This window comes from Sphaerisporangium melleum, from assembly GCF_014646695.1.
In the GTDB taxonomy this organism is placed as follows: Bacteria; Actinomycetota; Actinomycetes; order Streptosporangiales; family Streptosporangiaceae; genus Sphaerisporangium; species Sphaerisporangium melleum.
In genome coordinates this window covers 36727-54234 of the sequence record NZ_BMNT01000022.1, presented here as the reverse complement: position 1 = coordinate 54234, position 17508 = coordinate 36727, and the positions used below count along the sequence as shown (strand labels likewise).

Genomic DNA, 17508 nt, shown 5'->3' with positions numbered 1-17508 from the left:
CCCGAGGCCCGGACGACGAGATCGGCGTCCGCCCCGCTCAGTTCCCTTAGCACGATATAGACGCACACACAGCCCGTCACCCCCGATTTCAGCCGGGGTCCCCTAGCGGCGAGCACCTTCCGTGACTCACCCATTCACCCCGCAGGGCGGGCGGAGCCATCGTCAGCGTTTGACGCAGGTGTAGGTGCCGTAGAGGGAGCGGTGGAACGCCGACCGGACGATCTCCAGTCCGGCCGCGGCGATCATCGGTTCGAGCAACCAGCGGAAGGTGCTGAACTCCGTGCGGATGTGCACCGCGTAGTCCTCCGCGGTGTACCCCGCGGCCGGATCACTCGCCGCGCCGGCGAACCACCGGCCGAAGACGGCCTCGGCCTCCGACGGCGCGAAGTCGTAGATCAGGTCGTGCAGCCGCAGCACACCACCGGGCCGCAGCAGGCGGGAGATGCGGTCCAGCGCGATGGCCTTGAAGAAGTCCGGAAGCTGGTGCAGGGCGTTGCGGGTGTGGACGGCGTCCACCGGCGGGCCGTCGTGCTCGTACGACAGAAACCCGGCCCGGACGACATCGATGTTCGACACGCCGGCGTCCGCGGCCCGCCGCCGCAGGAAGTCCTGCATCGCGGGAGAGACGTCCACCGCCACCACCCGCCGGAAGCGCCGCGCCGCGGGCAGGGCGAACTGCCCGGTCCCCGCGGCGAGGTCCACGACGGTCGAGTCCTCGGCCACGCCGAGCTCGCCGAGCACGGTCAGATCCTCGGTGGGATCGGGGTATCCCTGTTTGCGGTCGTATCCGGCGATGAAGGCCGGGTCGAGATGTTCCGGCCCCGCGTACGCGAGTTCGTCGATCATCCATGCGGGCACTCCCCGATCATCCCGTTGGCCCCGGGGGTACGGCATCCGGTTTTCCCGTTCCGGCCGCCCGAGAGGTCGCCTGCCAGGGCGGGTGGCCGTCAGGGGGCGTTCACCTGACGTGAAGGGTGCTCCGCGACTCAATAAATAAGAAAGCTTCCTATTGACAAGAGCCGTGACGTCGGGGTTACATCCTTTTCATCCAGGCGGTGAAGGCTCTTCCGGCAGGACGACGAGCGCGCCGGTGTGCGCCCCCGCACGCCTCCGAGGCGCGGGCCGGAAGTCGGTGCCTGGCGAGAACCACCACCGGAGGTCTCCATGCGCACACCCCGGCTCCTCCTCACGGCGCTGACCGTGGTCGTCACCCTGACCGGCGGCCTCGTCGCCGGCACGAGCGGCGAACGGGCCGAAGCCGCCATCGGCCCCGTCACCTGGTCGGACGAGTTCAACGCCGCCTCGGGAGCACCCGTCGACGGCACCAAGTGGAAGTTCGACATCGGCGGCGGCGGCTGGGGCAACAACGAGCAGCAGTACTACACCGACTCCACCCGCAACGTGTACCACGACGGCCAGGGCCACCTCGCGATCACGGCCCGCAAGGAGAACCCGGCCGGCTACCAGTGCCACTACGGCACCTGCCAGTACACCTCGGGCCGCATCCTGACCTCGGGCAAGTTCAGCCAGGCCTACGGCAGGTTCGAGGCCAGCATCAAGATCCCCCGAGGGCAGGGCATCTGGCCCGCGTTCTGGATGCTCGGCGGCGGCGACTGGCCGAACACCGGCGAGATCGACATCATGGAGAACGTCGGCAAGGCGCCGAACACCGTGTACGGCACCGTGCACGGCCCCGGCTACTCCGGGGGCGAAGGCATCGGCGGCAACCGCAGCATCGGGGCGCCGCTCGCCGACGGCTTCCACAACTACCGGGTCGACTGGTCGCCGAACCTCATCGTCTGGTACCTGGACGGCTCGGAGTACTTCCGCGTCACGCCGTCCAACCTGGGCGGCGACCGGTGGGTCTTCGACCACCCGTTCTTCATGATCCTGAACGTGGCGGTCGGCGGCTACTGGCCCGGCTACCCCGACTCCACCACCTCGTTCCCGCAGACGATGCTGATCGACTACGTCCGCGTCTCGGCCTGGACCAGCGACGGGGGCGGCGGAGGCGGCGCGCTGAAGTCCGCCATGAACGGCCGCTGCATCGACATCCCCGCCGCCAACCCGGTGGACGCCGCTCCGCTGCAGATGTACGACTGCAACGGCACCGCCGCCCAGCAGTGGTCGGTCAACGCCGACGGCACCGTCACCGCGATGGGCAAGTGCATGGACGCCGCGGCGGCCGGCACCGCCAACGGCACGGCGATCCAGCTCTACACCTGCAACGGCACCGGCGCTCAGCGGTTCACGCTCACCGCGGCGGGCGACCTGGTCAACGTCCCCGCAGGCAGATGCGTCGACATCGTGGAACGCAACTCCGCCAACGGGGCACGGCTGCAACTGTGGGACTGCACCGGCGGGTCCAACCAGAAGTGGACCCGCGGCTGATCCGCTGAGAGCGGCGAGCGAGAAGGCCGGCGGCGCCCACCGCCGGCCTTCCCGTCAGGCGGTGCGCAGGGCCTGCGTCGGAGGCATGCGGGCCGCGCTCAGCGCCGGGTAGAGGCCGGCGATCGTACCGACCGCCACCGCCGCGGCGAGCCCGGCCCCGGCGGCGGACACCGGGACGACCGGGGGCCAGCCCTGCCGGTGCGCCAGTGCCACGGTCACCGCCGCGCCCAGCAGCACCCCGAGGACGCCCCCGGCCGCGCTGAGCAGCATCGACTCGACCATGAACTGCGCGGCCACGTGCCGGCGGGCGGCGCCGAGCGCGCGGCGCAGCCCGATCTCCCCCCGCCGTTCCAGCACCGAGATGACCATCACGTTGGCGATGCCGATCCCGCCGACCAGCAGCGCCACCGTGCCGAGGCCGAGGAACAGCGACGTGGTCGCGTCCACCACCGCCAGCCGCGCCGACAGCACGTCCGAGGGACGGCTCACCGTCACCTGCCCGGGAAAGCGGGGGTCGGCGGCGCGCGGCAGCATCGCCGCGACCTCCGGCGTGCGGTCGGTATGCGCCCGGACGTAGAGGCGGCTCGGGTGACCGTCGTACCCGAAGTCCGCGGCGGCCGCGGCGAAGCCGATCAGGGCGGACCGGTCGATCTCCGGCGCGAACTCCACCGGGCGCAGGACGCCGATCACCGCGTACCACCGGCCGCCCAGCCAGACCCGGTCCCGCCCGGACACCTCGGCGATGCCGAGCGCGCGTGCCGCCTCGTACCCGAGGACGACGGCCGGGTACCTCGCGGTGGCCTCGTTCAGGAAGGCGCCCGCCGCGGGCGTGGCGTCCAGGGTGGACAGCAGGGTGGGGTCGCAGGCGCGCACTTCGAGTCCCGCGCTCAGATACCCGGGGATCCGGTCGCTGCGGTAGACCTCGATGCCGCGCATCTGCGCGGTCGGCGCGACGGCCAGCACGCCTTCGGTCCGGCCGACCGACCGCGCGGCGGTGACCGGCAGTTGCGCCTCCTCTCCTCCCATGCGCACTCCGTTGGCCACGGTGAGCAGGTTGGTGCCGAGCCGGTCGAGGCGGGCCAGCACATCGGCCTGGCTGGACCGGGTGACCCCCAGGACGGCGACCACGGCCGCGATGCCGATCGCCACGCCGAGCAGCGACAGCGCCGCGCGCGCCGGCCTGGTGCGCAGGCCGATGGTCGCGACCGGCACCAGGTCCGCGAAACGCAGCCGTGACATCTCGCTCACCGCCCACGCTCCCCGGCACGCGCTGCTCTATCGCCCGACGCGGTACCGCGCCCCGCTCCGCCGTCCGGCACGACGCCGGCCGCGTGCCCCATGAGGCCGCGCACGGCGCCGCTCGGCCCCGCGGTGTCGTGCTCGATCCGTCCGTCGCGGACGAACACCCGCCGGTCGGTGGCCGCCGCCACCTGGGCATCGTGGGTGATCACCACGATGGTGGTGCCCGCCGCGTTCAGCTCGCGCAGCAGGGTCAGAATGGACGCCCCCGCGGCCGAGTCGAGGTTGCCGGTGGGCTCGTCGGCGAACAGGACCGCCGGCCGGCCGACCAGCGCCCGCGCGATGGCCACACGCTGCCGCTCGCCCCCGGAGAGCAGCCGCGTCCGATGACCGAGGCGGTGCGCCAGGCCGACCCGCTCCAGCGTCTGCGCCGCGGCCGCCCGGCGCCGGCGCGCGGGAACCCCCCGATAGAGCAGCCCGTCCGCCACGTTGTCCAGCGCGGTCGCGTGGTCCAGCAGAAAGAACTGCTGGAAGACCACGCCGAGCCGGTGCGCCCGCAGCCCGGCCAGCCGCCGCTCGCCGAGCCGTTCCAGCGGCTCGCCGGCGACGCGCACCGAGCCGGAGGTCGGCCGGTCCAGGCCGGCGGCCAGGTTCAGCAGGGTGGTCTTGCCCGAGCCTGACGGGCCGACCACGGCGACCAGCTCCCCGCTGTGCACGGTGAGGGTGACGCCGCGGACCGACTCCACCGGTGGGCTGCCCGGATAGGTCCGGCGTACGTCGAGGAGTTCCAGGACGGCGGTCACGACTCCGGCACCTCCACCCGGTCGCCGTCGCGCACGCCGCCGGTGACCTCGACCCGTCCGGTGGTCTCGTCGAACAACCCGGGTTTCACCTGGACGTACGCGCCGGAGGCCAGCCGCACCTGGTACCCGCCGCCGGGGCGGGCGAGCAGCGCGGCGACCGGCACGGTCAGCACGTTCTGCCGCACGGCGGTGGCCACCATCACCTGTACCGGGGCCTTGTCCAGCTCGGGCGCCCCGCGCGGCACTCGCACCGTCATGACCAGTTCCACGGTGGCCGGGCCGGAGGGCCCCTCGTTCCGCTTCGGCGCCGTGGCGACCCGGCCGACGCGGAGCACCTTGCCCCGCGCCGGGACGGCGCCCGGCAGGGTGACCGTCACCCGGTCGCCCTTGGCGACCGCGTTCTGCCGGTCGGCGGGAAGGTCGGCGGTGACCACCCGCCGGGTGGACGTGGCGGACAGCACCGGCCCGCCCGGACGGACGCCGGCGCCGGTGGAGACCTGGGCGGCGCTCACGCGGATCCTGCCCGGCAGGAACACCACCGACCCGAGCGGCAACTGCCCGGTGCGCCCGCTCGCGGGCACCCCCCACGCCTTCTGCAGGCGGCGGACCGCGGCGGCGGTGGCGGCCGTGAAGTGGTCGTCCACGGTCATCAGCCGGCCGGGGTCCATGCCGAGCGCGACCAGGTTGCGCTCCAGTTGCCGTACGTCCCGGCCGTCGGTCATGCCGAGCCGCAGGTCGCGGTAGGCCGGGATGGTGCCGTAGAGCAGGCGCACCGCCCGTCCGTCCACCCGGAACAGCACGCCGCCCCGGCCGACGCGGGCGGCGGGCCGCGCGGCGGCGGTCAGGATGCCCGGAGCGCCCTGGTGCACGATCGAGTACGACCCGTCGAAGCCGTAGGCGCCGGCCAGGCGGATCGACTGGGCGACCCGTCCGCGGGCCACCGTGCCGGTCGCCGTGGGCACGGTCGCGGTGGCGACGTTCTCTTCGGGCGTGGCGGTGACCGCGTACCCGGCGGCCACCGCCCCGCCCAGCACGACGGCCAGCACCGTACCGCCGGCCACGATGCGCCGCGTCCGCCGGCGACGCCCCGAGCCGCCGATCCCATCCCGCCCGTCCGTCGTCACGTCGCGCCCGTCCGTCGTCGTATGGCCCCCTTCGGTCGTCGCGGCTCTCGCGTCCGGCGCGCCCCCGATCCCATCGCGCCGGTCCGTCGTCACGTCGCGCCCGTCCGTCGTCGTGTCATGGCCGTCCGTGGTCGTATCTCGCCGATCCGTCGTCGTACCGCGGTCGTGCGGTGTCGTGTCGTGGTCGTCCACCGTCGTGTCCCGCCCGCTCACGAGATCACGAGGCCGCCGGCCCAGTGCTGTCTGCACGCCTGGGCGGCCTCGGTCATCCGCTGGGAGCCGCGCTCCCCCTGCAGGGCCGTGCCGCGCAACGGGAACGTCCCATCGGGCTTGGGGTCCGGCCATTCCGGGATGCCGTGCTCGCGCACGCACTTGGCGTACGCGCGCAGCGCGTCCACGTCGCCCGGACCCGGGCGTCCGCCGACCGGTTCGTCGCCGCCGCCACGTAGGGCGGACTGCGGCAGTTTGTCCATGATGCCGCGGCATGCCTCCTCGGCCTGCTCGCGCACCTGCTCGGAGTACTGCGCCTCGATCTCGTCCTCCTTGCCATCGGGCAGCCGCAGCCGGCCGTCCTTGACGATGGGATCCGGCAGCGACGGAACGCCGTTGTCGCGGAAACACTGCGCGAGCTGCTTGCCGATGCGCAGCATCTCGGCGTCGGAAATCGCGGCGGCCGTCGGCGACGCACCCGCCGCCCCGCCGGATCCGCCCGCGCATCCGGCCAGTGTGATCAGCGCCGCCGCCACGGCGGCGCGTCCGAGAAGAAGCCTCATGGACACTCAGGCTGGCCGCCCGCGCCGTCCCGATCGTCGGCGTACGGTGTGATCTTTCCGGCGGGCGTATGACCGCGGTAGGACACCGCCATCCGCCTCCGGGCAGACGAACGGACGGCGGGCCGAACCTACGATGGGCCTCGTGTCCCGGCTCACCGCGTTGTACCGCCCGCTGCCGGCCTGGCGGTGGTTCGCGTTCGACATCGCCCTGGCCACCGGCCTGCTCATCACGACACTCGAACAGTCCGGCGACCGGGAGGCGTCCTGGTGGGTGCTGACCGCGCCGATGCTGATCGGCCTGGCGGTCCAGCGCCGCCGGCCGCCGGTGGCGGTCGTCCTGGCCTGCGCGGGCGCGCTCGGCCACCACCTGCAGGTCGCGATGGCGGTCGAGCCGCTCGACCTCGCCGTGCCCATCACCCTGTACACGCTGGCCGCCTCGGATCGGCCCCGGCGGGTCGCGGCGGTGACGCTCGGCGTCATGCTGGCCTGTGTCGGCCTGCTCAGCGTGCTGCGGCCCGTCCTGCCCACAGACGACGACCGGCCGGCCGCGGTGCTGCCGGTGCGGCCCGAGGTGATGGACAGGCCGCACGTCCCGGGGTCCTACCTGCCGCTGTTCGACGGGCCCATGGTGGTCGGCGAACCGGACGAGCAGGGCGGCTTCGAGCGGCTGATGGTCGCGCTGAGGCAGGGGGCCACGGTGATGCTCGTGCTCGGGCTCACCTACGCGGTCGGGGACAACGTCCGCAGCCGGCGCGCCCACCTGCGCACACTGGAGGCCCGCGCGGCCGACCTGGAACGCGAACAGCGGCAGCGGGTCGCGCTGGCCACCGCGGCCGAGCGCGCCCGCATCACCCGCGAGCTGCACGATGTCGTGGCGCACGGCCTGTCCGTGATGGTGGTCCAGGCCCAGGGCGGCGCCGCCGCGCTGAGACGCCACCCCGAGCGCACGGAGGCGGCTCTGCAGAACGTGATCAGCACCGGCCGCTCGTCGCTGGCCGAGATGCGCCGCCTGCTCACCGTGGTCCGCGCGGACCCGGCCGCGGACCCCGAGCTCGCGCCGCAGCCCGGCGTGGGCGCTCTGCCCGATCTCGTGGACCGGATCCGCGCGGCCGGCACCACGGTCACGTTCGTGGTGGACGGCGACCCGGTCCCGCTGCCGGCCGGCGTGGACCTGTCCGCCTACCGGATCGCCCAGGAGGCGCTGACCAACACGCTCAAGCACGCCGGCGGCGACGCGCGCGCCGCCGTGCGGCTGGCCTTCCGGGAGGACGCCCTGGAGATCGAGGTCACCGACGACGGCGCGGGCGCGGCGGCGTGGCCGGCCGGTGACGGCGGGGGCAGCGGCCTGCACGGCATCGCCGAGCGCGTGAGCCTCCTCGGCGGCGAGCTGACCGCCGGCCCGCGCGAGCCGGGCGGCTTCCGCGTGCGTGCGGTGCTCCCCCTGCGCGCGGCGGCGCGAAACGGCGGAGTGGCATGACCATACGGGTGGTGCTGGTGGACGACCAGGCGCTGGTGCGCACCGGCTTCCGGATGATCCTCGACGAGACCGAGGACATCGAGGTGGTCGGCGAGGCCGGGGACGGCGCGGCCGCACTGGAGGCGACGGTCCGCACCACGCCGGACGTGGTGCTGATGGACGTGCGGATGCCCGGAGTGGACGGCATCGAGGCGACCCGGCGCATCCGCGCCCTGTCCCCCGCGCCGAAGGTGATCATCCTGACCACGTTCGACCTGGACGACTACGTCTTCTCCGGGCTGCGTGCGGGCGCGAGCGGGTTCCTGCTCAAGGACACCCTCGCCGCCGACCTCATCGCGGCGGTCCGGGTCGTGGTGTCCGGCGAGGCGGTCACCGCGCCGAGCGTCACCCGGCGGCTGATCGCGCACTACGTCCAGGCCGCCCCGGTGCCGCCGTCGCCGCGTTCCGGCAACCGGCTCGACACGCTGACCGCGCGGGAGCGGGAAGTGCTGACGCTCATCGCGCGCGGTCGCTCCAACTCCGAGATCGCGGCGGATCTGCACGTCTCGGAGGGCACGGTGAAGACCCACGTCGGCCGGATCCTCGCCAAGCTCGGCCTGCGCGACCGGGTGCAGGCCGTGATCCTCGGTTATGAGTACGGCCTGGTCTCCCCCTGAGCCGCGCCGCCGGATCGAGGCGCCACCGCAGTGCGCCGTGGACATGGCGACCGCGTCAGGCGTGGGCCGGCACGACGTGGTGACGGCCGGGGTCGCTCGGTTCCGCCGTCAGGGGTGGTTCGGTGTGGCGTTCGCCGTCAGGGTCAGGGCCCGTGCCGCGACGGTCTCGGCGGGCCGGCCGAGCACGCGCTCCAGGTCGCCCGTGTGCCGTTCCAGCGCGCCCGCGCGCACCAGCCCGTTGATCCAGCTCATCGGCCCCGGCTCGGTGTCCGGCACCTCGCGGTAGGGCACCCCGAGGGCACGCGCCACCTCCGGATGACTCCACAGCGGCCCGGTGAAGTCGTACGCCCTGCCCAGGTGCTCCGCGCCGGTCAGCACGTTGGCCGCCGCCTCGGCGAGGTCCGAACGGAACGCCGTGTTGAGCTTCCTGCCTCCGGTGCCGCTGCTGATCGCCCCGTCGGACACCCTCGGGACGAACGGGTCACTGTAGAAGGGGTGGCGCAGCATCGTGTACGGCAGGCCGCTGGCGAGGATGGCCTGCTCGGTGGCGTGATGGGCCTCGGTCAGGCCGGTCGCGCCGGTGTCGGCGCCGAGGAAGCTCGTGTAGGCGATGGCGCCCACACCGGCCGCGACGGCGGCGTCCACGGCGGCCAGGTGGTGCCTGATCCTGCGTGCGGAATCGAGCTCCGGGGAGGAGATCAGCAGCAGGCGGGTGGCTCCGTCGAAGGCCGTGCGCAGGCTCGCCGGGTCGTCGTAGTCACCGTGCCGCGCCGGGACGCCTTCAGGCGCCCGGGCGAGATCGCGTACCACGGCCGTCACCTCCCCCCGGCTGCGCAGGTGGGCGATGACAAGGCGGCCGAGCGCACCGGAGGCGGCCGTTACCACGATCATGAGACTCCCTCGGAAAGACCGCCCTCATCCAAGCGTCGCGGAGCCGAATGCCGCCACCGATTTTCCGCCCGGCCGCAAGGGGTGTTCCGGTCGAGCCTTGGCACCAGGGCCGCCATTTCCGGTGGCAAGGCTGTGGACGGCCCCCGCTTTTCGGGCCAGGGCCGAGAAGTCGTCCACAGGATCCTCCGGGCTGGGGATGCCGGATCGGGATGTGTGCCACGATCGGCCGGTGATGGCATTGCGGCTCGCGTCCGCCGCGGCCGGGGTCGCCCTGGCGCTCGGCGGGCCGTGGAGCATGGCGGGCGAAGGCACACGGGGAGGCGCGGGCGTGCTGGAAGACAGCGGCGGAGGCGGCGTGCTGGACGGTTTCGTGATCGGGTACGTCCCGCCCGGCGCGGGGCCGGCCACGTCCGACTTCGCGTACGAGCCCGAGGACGGCGTCCGGTTCGCCTCCAGGGTCTGGGAACGCGAGACCGGCGAGGGGCACGCGGTCAATCTCACGGTCGTGGTCATGCGCGCGGGCCGCTTCACGACGCTCGGCGAGGTGCGCGGCTTCCTTTCGGCCTACCACGGGCGCGACCCGTCCTCGTGGACGGAGTCCCAGGTCGGCGCGCGTCCCGCGCTGGCGTCCGCCGGTCAGGTGTGCTGGCTGGCCGAGCCGGGCGTCGCGCTCTCAGTGACCCTCGACCCCACCCGGTTCGCCCCCGCCGAGCCGCTGACCGTCGCCGAGAGCGTCCGCACGGCCTGAGCGGCCGCCGGGTGGGCATCACCTCGGGGGGAGGGCGGCGGCGACCCGCGCGCGGAGGGCGGGCTCGTGGGCGGGGTCGGTGCTCAGGGTCGCGGTCAGTCCGGCGGCGGCGGCCTCGGAAAGGACGTCGAGCAGGGTGGTGAGTTGCCCGGGAGGCTCGGCGTCGAGCAGGTGCTCGGCGTGCTGGACCACCAGCGCGACGGGGCCGGCCCGGGTGGCGTCGCGCAGCGAGTCGGTGAGCGCGTCCCAGTTGCGGCCGAAGTAGCCGGGAAGGCGCAGGGCCCGCGCCACCTCCTCGAAGAAGGCGGCGCGGGTCCGGCACGCGCGCCCGTCGACGACCGCGGGCGCCGGCCCGGTGGACACGGTCAGCCAGTGCGGCAGTGGACGCGCGGCGGAGGTCATGGAGCTCCTAGAGCCGGTAGAAGTCGGTGTAGTGGTTGGGCGAGAACCACACCGCTCCGCTGCTGCGGTTGACGACGATGCGGTAGGCGTCGCGGGCGGCGCCCTTCGCCCGGGAGTACACGTCGTACTCGTAGTAGGTGGCCCCGCTGGGGAGCTGGCCCTCGCGGTTGTAGAAGCGCCCGCCGGTGTAGTTGTACCTGCCGTCCGGCCAGGAGTACCACCCGGCCGAGGTCGGGTATCCCTTGCCGGCCCAGATCGAGCTCGCCGTGCGCGCGTCGGCGCATCGCGAGATGGTGCAGGTGCTGTAGACCGAGGCGGTGGCGGGGGTGACGCCGACCAGGCCGGTCAGGGAGACGAGGGCGGCGAGCACGACGGTGAGTCGGGCAGGCCACGACGGTCGGGGGCGTTGCAGGGTGTGCACGAAGCCTCCTCGCGGGTACGCGGACGAACAATCGTCATGATCAGCGTCAATTCCAGTCAAATCAATGGAAAGACGGCTAAGCGCCGGTTAACTCTTCGCCTCCCCCGTCCACCACCGCGCCACACCGTCCCCGAACCACCCTGCGGCAAGAGTTCGATCATGCGACGGTAGCGACCGGCGCCGGAGCCGGCTTCCAGGCGGGAATGTACTGGCAATGAAAACCGTTACCACCACTGTCGCGCTCAGTCTCCGACAGCGAAGGGAGCCGGCGATGGCCAGGAACGACGTCCGTCCCGTGATCAAGCTCAGGTCGACCGCGGGCACCGGTTATGCCTACGTGACCCGCAAGAACCGGCGCACCCAGCCCGACCGGCTGACCCTCACCAAGTACGACCCGATCGTGCGCAAGCACGTCCTGTTCCGAGAGGAGCGATGACCCTCATGAGGAAGGGCATCCACCCCGCCTACCGGCCCGTCGTGTTCCGCGACGCGAGCGCCGGCTTCCAGATGCTGACCCGGTCCACCGCCACCAGTGAAAAGGCGGTGGAGTGGGAGGACGGCAGGACCTACCCGGTGGTCGACGTCGACGTCTCCTCGGCGAGCCACCCCTTCTACACCGGCCGTGGCCGGGTGCTCGACACCGCGGGCCGGGTCGAGCGCTTCAACCGGCGCTACGGCAAGGCCTGACCCTCTGGTCCGGCGCGGCACTCACCCCCCGGTAAGGCCGGGGACGATGCGGTGCCCGCGCCGGAACAGCCGATAGCGGGGGTCGACGGCGGCGGGCATACGGTGCGCCGCACGGAGAACATCCGCGGCGCCGCGCGCCGTGATTTCCACCGCATTACCGCGATCTCATTAGCGCGCCGGCCCGCCGGCGCGCTCTTCGTTTCGGCGCGGCAATATGCGTCGCGTCCCGGGGCGCGCGTTTTTGCGGGCCCGGCCGCCGACCGCCGGCATTTCTCCTTTCCGGCGCGGTGATTGCCCGGATCAGCCGTCCAGGGTGCGGTGCTGGACCGGGACCGCCGGGCGCACTCCGCCGTCCCGGATGAACTCCGCCCAGACGGGGTCGCCCACCTCGCCGGACACCGCGCCGGCCGGGGACGTCTCGACCAGGAAGAAGCCCACGCCCCGCATCGACTCCAGTCTGATCGCGGCTCCGGCCTCGCGCAGTTTGCCGCGCAACCGCTTGACCGTGGAGCGCACCGCGGCGACGTCGTCCAGGTATTCGGCGCCCCAGACCTGCTCGTAGAGCTCCTGGTAGGTCCAGACCCGCAGTCCCGGGGTGGCCAGCGTGGCCAGCACCTCGCGTTCGGTGCGGGTGAGCGGGAGCACCTTGCCCGCCCAGCTCACCTGCTGCCGGTCGTGGTCGACGACCAGCGCGCCCAGCCGGACCGCCGGGGTGGTCCGTGCCGGGGTCACCGTCTGCGCGTCGCCGCAAAGCACCCGCCGGACCGATTTCATGTCCGGGAACATCAGCAGCGTTCCGCTGCCGCTCACCAATCGAGCCAGTTGTGCCCGCTTGCTGCGGCTGGACGTCACGCACATGATGACCGGCTGTTCATCGAAGTCGTCCCGCGGGCTATCGCTCATGCGCTAAGGAAAGCAACGGCTTCCCGTGCAGTCAATATGAAGCTTTCAACCGTTACCCGGCGACAGTAAGACGGCCACATTGTGCGCCGATCCGATTTCGCCCCGCCATTGCCCGCCTTCTGACCTTGAGCGGGTGCCCCCGTGCGCTGAGGATGATCGCGGGCTGCGACCACCCCGGACAGCCGACCCGTCCTGACTCCCGGTGAGCCGCCGGGCCCTCAGCCGCCGCCGGAGAGCCGTCACCCATCCCGCGTGTTCCACTCGGTCGGCCATCCCTACCGGCCGGGGCAAGGAGGCCCCCGTTGACCCCATCACGAGGACGAATCCGACGATCTTCGCCGCTGGTGGCGATCTTAGCGATCTTGTGCACGCTGTTCGCCGGCCTGCCCGCCGCCGCGCAGGCGTCGAGCCGGACGGCCGGCCCGGCGGCGGTCGCCGCGGAGGACTCCGGCCCGGAGCCGGCGGCCACCGGCACGCGGCCCGAAGTGCGGGAGGCCGTCCGGCATGACCTGTCGGCCAAGCTGAGCGACATGGCGCCCCGCAGGACCAAGGGTCTGACGGCGAAGACCGGTGAGAACCCCTCCCGGCAGCTCCCGCGCCAGGCGCCGTCCACCGGCAAACCCGATAAGTCCGATCAATCCGACAAAGCAGCTAAGACGCCGGTCGGCGCCGAGGTGCTGCAGACCAACGCCGCCGCCACCCAGGTGCCCGAGTTCACCGCGAGCTTCGAAGGCGTCGGCAACGTCGACGGCGTGCTGCCCCCGGACACCAACGGCGACGTCGGGCCCCACCACTATGTGCAGTCGGTCAACGTCTCCTACGCGATCTACGACAAGAGCGGCACCCTGCTGCTCGGCCCGCTGCCCGGCAACGCCCTGTACGCGGGCTTCGGCGGGCCGTGCGAGACCACCAACGACGGCGACCCGGTGGTGCTGTACGACGAGGCCGCGGACCGCTGGATGATCACGCAGTTCGCCGTGCCGGGCGGCACGGCGGGGTACCACCAATGCATCGCCATCTCGCAGACGCCCGACCCGACCGGCGCCTACTACCGGTACGACTTCTTGTACCACCAGAGCCGGATGAACGACTATCCGAAGTTCGGCATCTGGCCGGACGCCTACTACATGACGGCCAACGAGTTCTCGCCGTCGTTCGCCGGCGCGGGCGCGGTGGCGTTCGAGCGGGAGAAGATGCTCGCCGGCCAGCCGGCCCGCATGGTGTACTTCCACCTCGGCCCCGACTTCGGCGGCCTGCTTCCCGCCGACGCCGAGGGCACGGCGCCCCCGGCCGGCGCGCCGAACCCGTTCACGATGGTCGACGACGACGCCTGGGGCATCTCCCCGACCGACCGGCTGCTGATGTGGGACTTCAAGGTCGACTGGACCGACCCGGCGGCCTCGACCTTCGGCAACGGCCTGGCCCCGAGCCGGTTCTTCGAGACCGCTCCCTTCGACTCCAACATGTGCAACTACGCCCGTGCCTGCGTCCCGCAGCAGGGCACGGCCGCGAAACTCGACGCGATCGCCGACCGGCTGATGTACCGCGCCGCCTACCGTGACTTCGGCGACCACGCCTCCATCGTGCTCAACCACACCGTGGACGCCGACGGCACCGACCACGCGGGCATGCGCTGGTACGAGCTGCGCGCCACCGGCCCGGCCGCGTGGACGCTGCACCAGCAGGGCACGTACGCGCCGGACGCCGACCACCGGTGGATGGGCAGCGGTGCGATGGACGTGACCGGCAACATCGCCTTCGGCTTCTCCGCCTCGGGCACCACGACCTTCCCCTCCATCCGGGTGGCCGGGCGGCTGTCCGGCGACGAGCTCGGCCGGCTCGACCAGAGCGAGCGCACCCTGGTCGCCGGCACCGGCGCGCAGACCCACACCGCCTCCCGCTGGGGCGACTACAGCTCGATGTCGGTGGACCCGGCGGACGGCTGCACCTTCTGGTTCACCACCGAGTACATGGCCGCCACCAGCTCGGCCGGCTGGCAGACCCGCGTCGGGGCGATGAAGTTCCCCAACTGCGCGGCGGGCCCGCACGGTGACGTGACCGGCAAGGTCACCTCCAGCACGGGCACGGCCATCGCCGGCGCGTCGGTCAAGGCCGGTCCGACCGGCACCACCACCGGGGCCGACGGCACCTACAAGCTGACCCTGCCGGAAGGCGAACACGAGATCACCGTCACCGCCTTCGGCTACGCGGCCAAGAGCACGACCGTCACGGTGCCGGACGGCGGTTCGGTCACCGCGAACTTCACCCTGACCGCCGTTCCGCGGCACAAGGTCTCCGGCGTGGTGAAGGACGTCTCCGGGCACGGCTGGCCGCTGTACGCGCGCATCGACGTCATGGGCAGGCCCGGCGGGCCGGTGTTCACCGACCCCGCGACCGGCGCCTACAGCCTCGACCTGCCGGCCGGGCAGTACGGCCTGACGGTGAAGGCGATGTACCCCGCCTACCGGCAGGCGGCCGAGCAGATCGAGGTCGGCGGCACCGACCTGGTGAAGGACATCGGCCTCGCGGTGGAGAACACCTGCACCGCCACCGGCTACCGCTACTCCTATGGAACCCCGCTGTTCACCGAGCCGTTCGACTCCGGTGCCGCGCCCGAGGGCTGGAGCGTGGAGAACCACACCGTGCACGGCGGCTGGGCGTTCACCGACGCCAAGAACCGCGGCAACCTGACCGGCGGCACCGGCGGCTACGCGATCGCCGACAGCGACGCGCCCGGGTCGGGCACCAGCATGGACACCGAACTGCTCCTCCCTGCGCTGGACCTGTCGGCCGTGCCGGGGCCGGTGCTGCGGTTCAACAGCGACTACCGGGCGCTCAACGGGTCCGCCGGCGTCGAGCTGAGCCTGGACGCGGGCGCCACCTGGACCGTCCTGACCACCTGGACCACGGCGAGCCGGCGCGGCCCGGTCGTCGAGGAGATCCCGCTGACCGGGGCCGGCGGCAGGACCGACGTCCGCGTCCGGTTCCACTACAAGGCCAACTACGCCTGGTGGTGGGAGCTGGACAACGTCTCGCTGGTCAACCGGTCGTGCGACCCGATCCCCGGCGGCCTGCTCGTCGGCCAGGTGCTGGACGGCAACACCCGCGCCGGCCTCAACGGCGCCACGGTGACCAGCGACGGCAGGCCGGAGGAGAAGGCCACCACGGCGGCGACCCCGGACGACGACGCACTCGGCGACGGCTTCTACTGGATGTTCTCCACGCTGACCGGCGCCCGGGCGTTCACCGGCGCCAAGCCCGGTTACGGCCCGGTCACCTCCACCGTCAGCGTGGCCGCCGACGGGGCGACGAGGGCGAACTTCGACCTCAAGGCCGGCCGGCTCACCATCACCCCCGCCACCGTCGCCGACACGCTGACCATGGGCGAGACCAAGACGGTGAAGACGACGCTCAAGAACACCGGCACCGCGCCCGCGACGGTCGAGCTGACCGAGCGCCGCGGCGCGTTCGAGATCCTCGGGCCGCGCGGCGCCCCGCTGCAGAACAACGCCGTGAAGGGCGGCGGCGCGTCGGTGGCCTGGCGCGGTGAGAACAAGCCGGGCGTCCCGTTCGAGCCGTCACCGTACGCGCCGCCGTGGATCACGACGGCGAGCTATCCCACCGCGGCGATGGACAGCGCGGCGGCGGCGTACGAGGGCCAGGTGTACGTGGTCGGCGGCGCGTCGGCGACGGCGAACCTGGCGACCGCCTACGTGTTCGACCCGCCGACCAACGTGTGGACCAGGCTCGCCGACATGCCGGCCGCGCTGGAGAAGCCCCAGGCGACCTTCGTCGGCGGCATCCTGTACGTCTTCGGCGGCTGGGACTCCGCCGGCAACCCGTCGGCCAAGGTGTACGCCTACGACCCGGTGACCGGCGCCTGGACGACCAGGGCCGCGGTCAACCCGCAGCCGCGGGCGGCGGCCGGCGTGGCGGTGGTGAACGGCCAGATCTACCTGGTGGGCGGCTGCTCCACCGGCGCCTGCGCCAAGTCGGAGCTGGTCGTGCGGTACAACCCGGCCACCGACGTGTTCGCCGCCGTCGCCTCCTACCCGGTGCCGGTCGCCTGGCAGGGCTGTGGCGGCATCAACGGCACCGTGTACTGCGCCGGCGGCAACGGCACGACCACGCTGAAGAGCACCTACGCCTACAGCCCGGCCACCAACGCCTGGACGCCGCGGGCCGACCTCCCGGTCGACTTCTGGGGCACGGGCGCCGACACCGCGAACGGCCTGCTGCTGCTGTCCACCGGGGTCATCAACAACTCCGCCCTGGTGACCAACCAGGGCTGGGCGTACGACCCGGCGGCCGACGCGTGGACCACGCTGCCGAACGCGAACTTCGCCCGCTACCGCGCCGCGGCGGCGTGCGGGTTCATGAAGGTCGGCGGTTCGACCGGCGGGTTCACCCCGACCCCGGAGAGCGAGCTGCTGCCCGGCTTCGACCAGTGCGCCACCGCCACGGACGTTCCGTGGCTGTCGGCGACACCGGCTAAGGTCACCCTGGCGCCCGGCAAGAGCGCGACGATCAGCATCAAGCTGGACGGCCGGACGGCGGCGGGCGTGGAGCAGCCCGGCACCTACACCAGCCAGTTCGGCGTCCGGTCCGACACGCCGTACGCGGTGCCGCCGATCGGCGTGACGATGTCGGTCAAGCCCCCGAAGGACTGGGGCAAGCTGACCGGCCTCATCACCGGGCGCGACTGCCAGAACGCGTCGGCGCCGCTGCGCGGGGCGACCGTCCAGGTCGACGGCTCGCGAGGGTGGACCTACACCCTCAAGGCCGACACGAGCGGGCGGTACGCGATCTGGGGGCCGGAGCGCGCCAATCCGGTTCAGATGATCGTGGCGCGGGACGGCTGGGTCCCGCAGACGAAACGCGTCTCCATCAAGCCGGGGAAGACGGTGACGAACGACTTCATCCTCCGCCCCGACGCCTGCTGACCACGTCCCTCCCCCACCGGGCCCGCGCCGCCTTCCGGCGCGGGCCCGGC

At 72.7% G+C, this 17508-nt stretch carries 17 protein-coding genes; 8 read left to right on the top strand and 9 right to left on the bottom strand.

All coding sequences use genetic code 11. The features are described 5' to 3' along the window. Window positions 1-162 precede the first annotated feature (162 nt). Window positions 163-846 (bottom strand): class I SAM-dependent methyltransferase, encoded by a 684-nt coding sequence (locus IEY93_RS20145; protein WP_203968729.1) that lies wholly within the window; start codon window positions 844-846, stop codon window positions 163-165. A gap of 318 nt (window positions 847-1164) precedes the next feature. Here IEY93_RS20145 and IEY93_RS20140 point away from each other — a divergent pair, with 318 nt between their 5' ends. After that, a complete protein-coding gene (locus IEY93_RS20140) occupies window positions 1165-2391 on the top strand; it encodes a glycoside hydrolase family 16 protein (RefSeq protein ID WP_189164643.1) in 1227 nt (408 codons plus the stop codon). 54 nt (window positions 2392-2445) lie between these two features. On the opposite strand, the gene IEY93_RS20135 is transcribed toward IEY93_RS20140, so the two are convergent. The 4 genes from IEY93_RS20135 to IEY93_RS20120 form a co-directional block, all read right to left on the bottom strand. Continuing rightward, on the bottom strand, window positions 2446-3630 hold the full coding sequence (locus tag IEY93_RS20135; RefSeq protein ID WP_189164747.1) for an ABC transporter permease: 1185 nt from the start codon (window positions 3628-3630) through the stop codon (window positions 2446-2448). A 5-nt stretch (window positions 3631-3635) separates the two neighbouring features. Then, complete coding sequence (locus IEY93_RS20130) at window positions 3636-4433, bottom strand: ABC transporter ATP-binding protein (RefSeq protein WP_189164642.1); 798 nt, start codon at window positions 4431-4433, stop codon at window positions 3636-3638. Beyond that, window positions 4430-5494, bottom strand: coding sequence for a peptidoglycan-binding protein (locus IEY93_RS20125; protein ID WP_189164641.1), 1065 nt, complete (start codon window positions 5492-5494; stop codon window positions 4430-4432). The genes IEY93_RS20130 and IEY93_RS20125 overlap by 4 nt, the downstream gene beginning before the upstream one ends. A gap of 272 nt (window positions 5495-5766) precedes the next feature. Then, entirely contained in the window at window positions 5767-6330 is a 564-nt protein-coding gene (locus tag IEY93_RS20120) for a hypothetical protein (protein ID WP_189164640.1), read from the bottom strand. Between the two features lie 142 nt (window positions 6331-6472). On the opposite strand from IEY93_RS20120, the gene IEY93_RS20115 reads away from it, so the two are divergent. Together IEY93_RS20115 and IEY93_RS20110 are read left to right on the top strand one after the other, a co-directional pair. After that, window positions 6473-7807 carry a sensor histidine kinase gene (locus IEY93_RS20115; protein ID WP_189164639.1) on the top strand — a complete coding sequence of 445 codons (1335 nt, stop codon included), beginning with the start codon at window positions 6473-6475 and terminating at the stop codon, window positions 7805-7807. Next, entirely contained in the window at window positions 7804-8463 is a 660-nt protein-coding gene (locus IEY93_RS20110; protein WP_189164638.1) for a response regulator, read from the top strand. The genes IEY93_RS20115 and IEY93_RS20110 overlap by 4 nt, the downstream gene beginning before the upstream one ends. A gap of 108 nt (window positions 8464-8571) precedes the next feature. Here the strand turns inward: IEY93_RS20110 and IEY93_RS20105 are convergent, their stop codons facing one another. Next, window positions 8572-9354, bottom strand: coding sequence for an NAD(P)H-binding protein (locus IEY93_RS20105; RefSeq protein WP_189164637.1), 783 nt, complete (start codon window positions 9352-9354; stop codon window positions 8572-8574). Between the two features lie 229 nt (window positions 9355-9583). Here IEY93_RS20105 and IEY93_RS20100 point away from each other — a divergent pair, with 229 nt between their 5' ends. Then, entirely contained in the window at window positions 9584-10102 is a 519-nt protein-coding gene (locus IEY93_RS20100) for a hypothetical protein (RefSeq protein ID WP_189164636.1), read from the top strand. A gap of 18 nt (window positions 10103-10120) precedes the next feature. On the opposite strand, the gene IEY93_RS20095 is transcribed toward IEY93_RS20100, so the two are convergent. Further along, window positions 10121-10504, bottom strand: coding sequence for a barstar family protein (locus tag IEY93_RS20095; RefSeq protein ID WP_189164635.1), 384 nt, complete (start codon window positions 10502-10504; stop codon window positions 10121-10123). A 7-nt stretch (window positions 10505-10511) separates the two neighbouring features. Next, entirely contained in the window at window positions 10512-10925 is a 414-nt protein-coding gene (locus IEY93_RS20090) for a ribonuclease domain-containing protein (protein WP_189164634.1), read from the bottom strand. A 271-nt stretch (window positions 10926-11196) separates the two neighbouring features. Between IEY93_RS20090 and rpmG the strand changes: the two genes are divergently transcribed. The 3 genes from rpmG to IEY93_RS20075 are packed head-to-tail and all read left to right on the top strand — an operon-like array spanning window position 11197 to window position 11903. Continuing rightward, entirely contained in the window at window positions 11197-11361 is a 165-nt protein-coding gene (gene rpmG, locus IEY93_RS20085; protein WP_189164633.1) for a 50S ribosomal protein L33, read from the top strand. A 5-nt stretch (window positions 11362-11366) separates the two neighbouring features. Then, window positions 11367-11612, top strand: coding sequence for a type B 50S ribosomal protein L31 (locus tag IEY93_RS20080; RefSeq protein WP_189164746.1), 246 nt, complete (start codon window positions 11367-11369; stop codon window positions 11610-11612). Between the two features lie 51 nt (window positions 11613-11663). Next, window positions 11664-11903 (top strand): hypothetical protein, encoded by a 240-nt coding sequence (locus tag IEY93_RS20075; RefSeq protein WP_189164632.1) that lies wholly within the window; start codon window positions 11664-11666, stop codon window positions 11901-11903. A gap of 9 nt (window positions 11904-11912) precedes the next feature. Here the strand turns inward: IEY93_RS20075 and IEY93_RS20070 are convergent, their stop codons facing one another. Continuing rightward, window positions 11913-12515 carry a winged helix-turn-helix domain-containing protein gene (locus tag IEY93_RS20070; protein ID WP_189164631.1) on the bottom strand — a complete coding sequence of 201 codons (603 nt, stop codon included), beginning with the start codon at window positions 12513-12515 and terminating at the stop codon, window positions 11913-11915. A gap of 344 nt (window positions 12516-12859) precedes the next feature. Here IEY93_RS20070 and IEY93_RS20065 point away from each other — a divergent pair, with 344 nt between their 5' ends. After that, window positions 12860-17458, top strand: coding sequence for a carboxypeptidase regulatory-like domain-containing protein (locus IEY93_RS20065; RefSeq protein WP_189164630.1), 4599 nt, complete (start codon window positions 12860-12862; stop codon window positions 17456-17458). Window positions 17459-17508 lie beyond the last annotated feature (50 nt).

Bases quoted from the DNA above. Each gene is read 5' to 3' on its own strand.
- IEY93_RS20145 (WP_203968729.1), bottom strand. From the start codon at position 846: ATGATCGACGAACTCGCGTACGCGGGGCCGGAACATCTCGACCCGGCC.
- IEY93_RS20140 (WP_189164643.1), top strand. From the start codon at position 1,165: ATGCGCACACCCCGGCTCCTCCTCACGGCGCTGACCGTGGTCGTCACC.
- IEY93_RS20135 (WP_189164747.1), bottom strand. From the start codon at position 3,630: ATGTCACGGCTGCGTTTCGCGGACCTGGTGCCGGTCGCGACCATCGGC.
- IEY93_RS20120 (WP_189164640.1), bottom strand. From the start codon at position 6,330: ATGAGGCTTCTTCTCGGACGCGCCGCCGTGGCGGCGGCGCTGATCACA.
- IEY93_RS20110 (WP_189164638.1), top strand. From the start codon at position 7,804: ATGACCATACGGGTGGTGCTGGTGGACGACCAGGCGCTGGTGCGCACC.
- IEY93_RS20105 (WP_189164637.1), bottom strand. From the start codon at position 9,354: ATGATCGTGGTAACGGCCGCCTCCGGTGCGCTCGGCCGCCTTGTCATC.
- IEY93_RS20095 (WP_189164635.1), bottom strand. From the start codon at position 10,504: ATGACCTCCGCCGCGCGTCCACTGCCGCACTGGCTGACCGTGTCCACC.
- rpmG (WP_189164633.1), top strand. From the start codon at position 11,197: ATGGCCAGGAACGACGTCCGTCCCGTGATCAAGCTCAGGTCGACCGCG.
- IEY93_RS20080 (WP_189164746.1), top strand. From the start codon at position 11,367: ATGAGGAAGGGCATCCACCCCGCCTACCGGCCCGTCGTGTTCCGCGAC.
- IEY93_RS20070 (WP_189164631.1), bottom strand. From the start codon at position 12,515: ATGAGCGATAGCCCGCGGGACGACTTCGATGAACAGCCGGTCATCATG.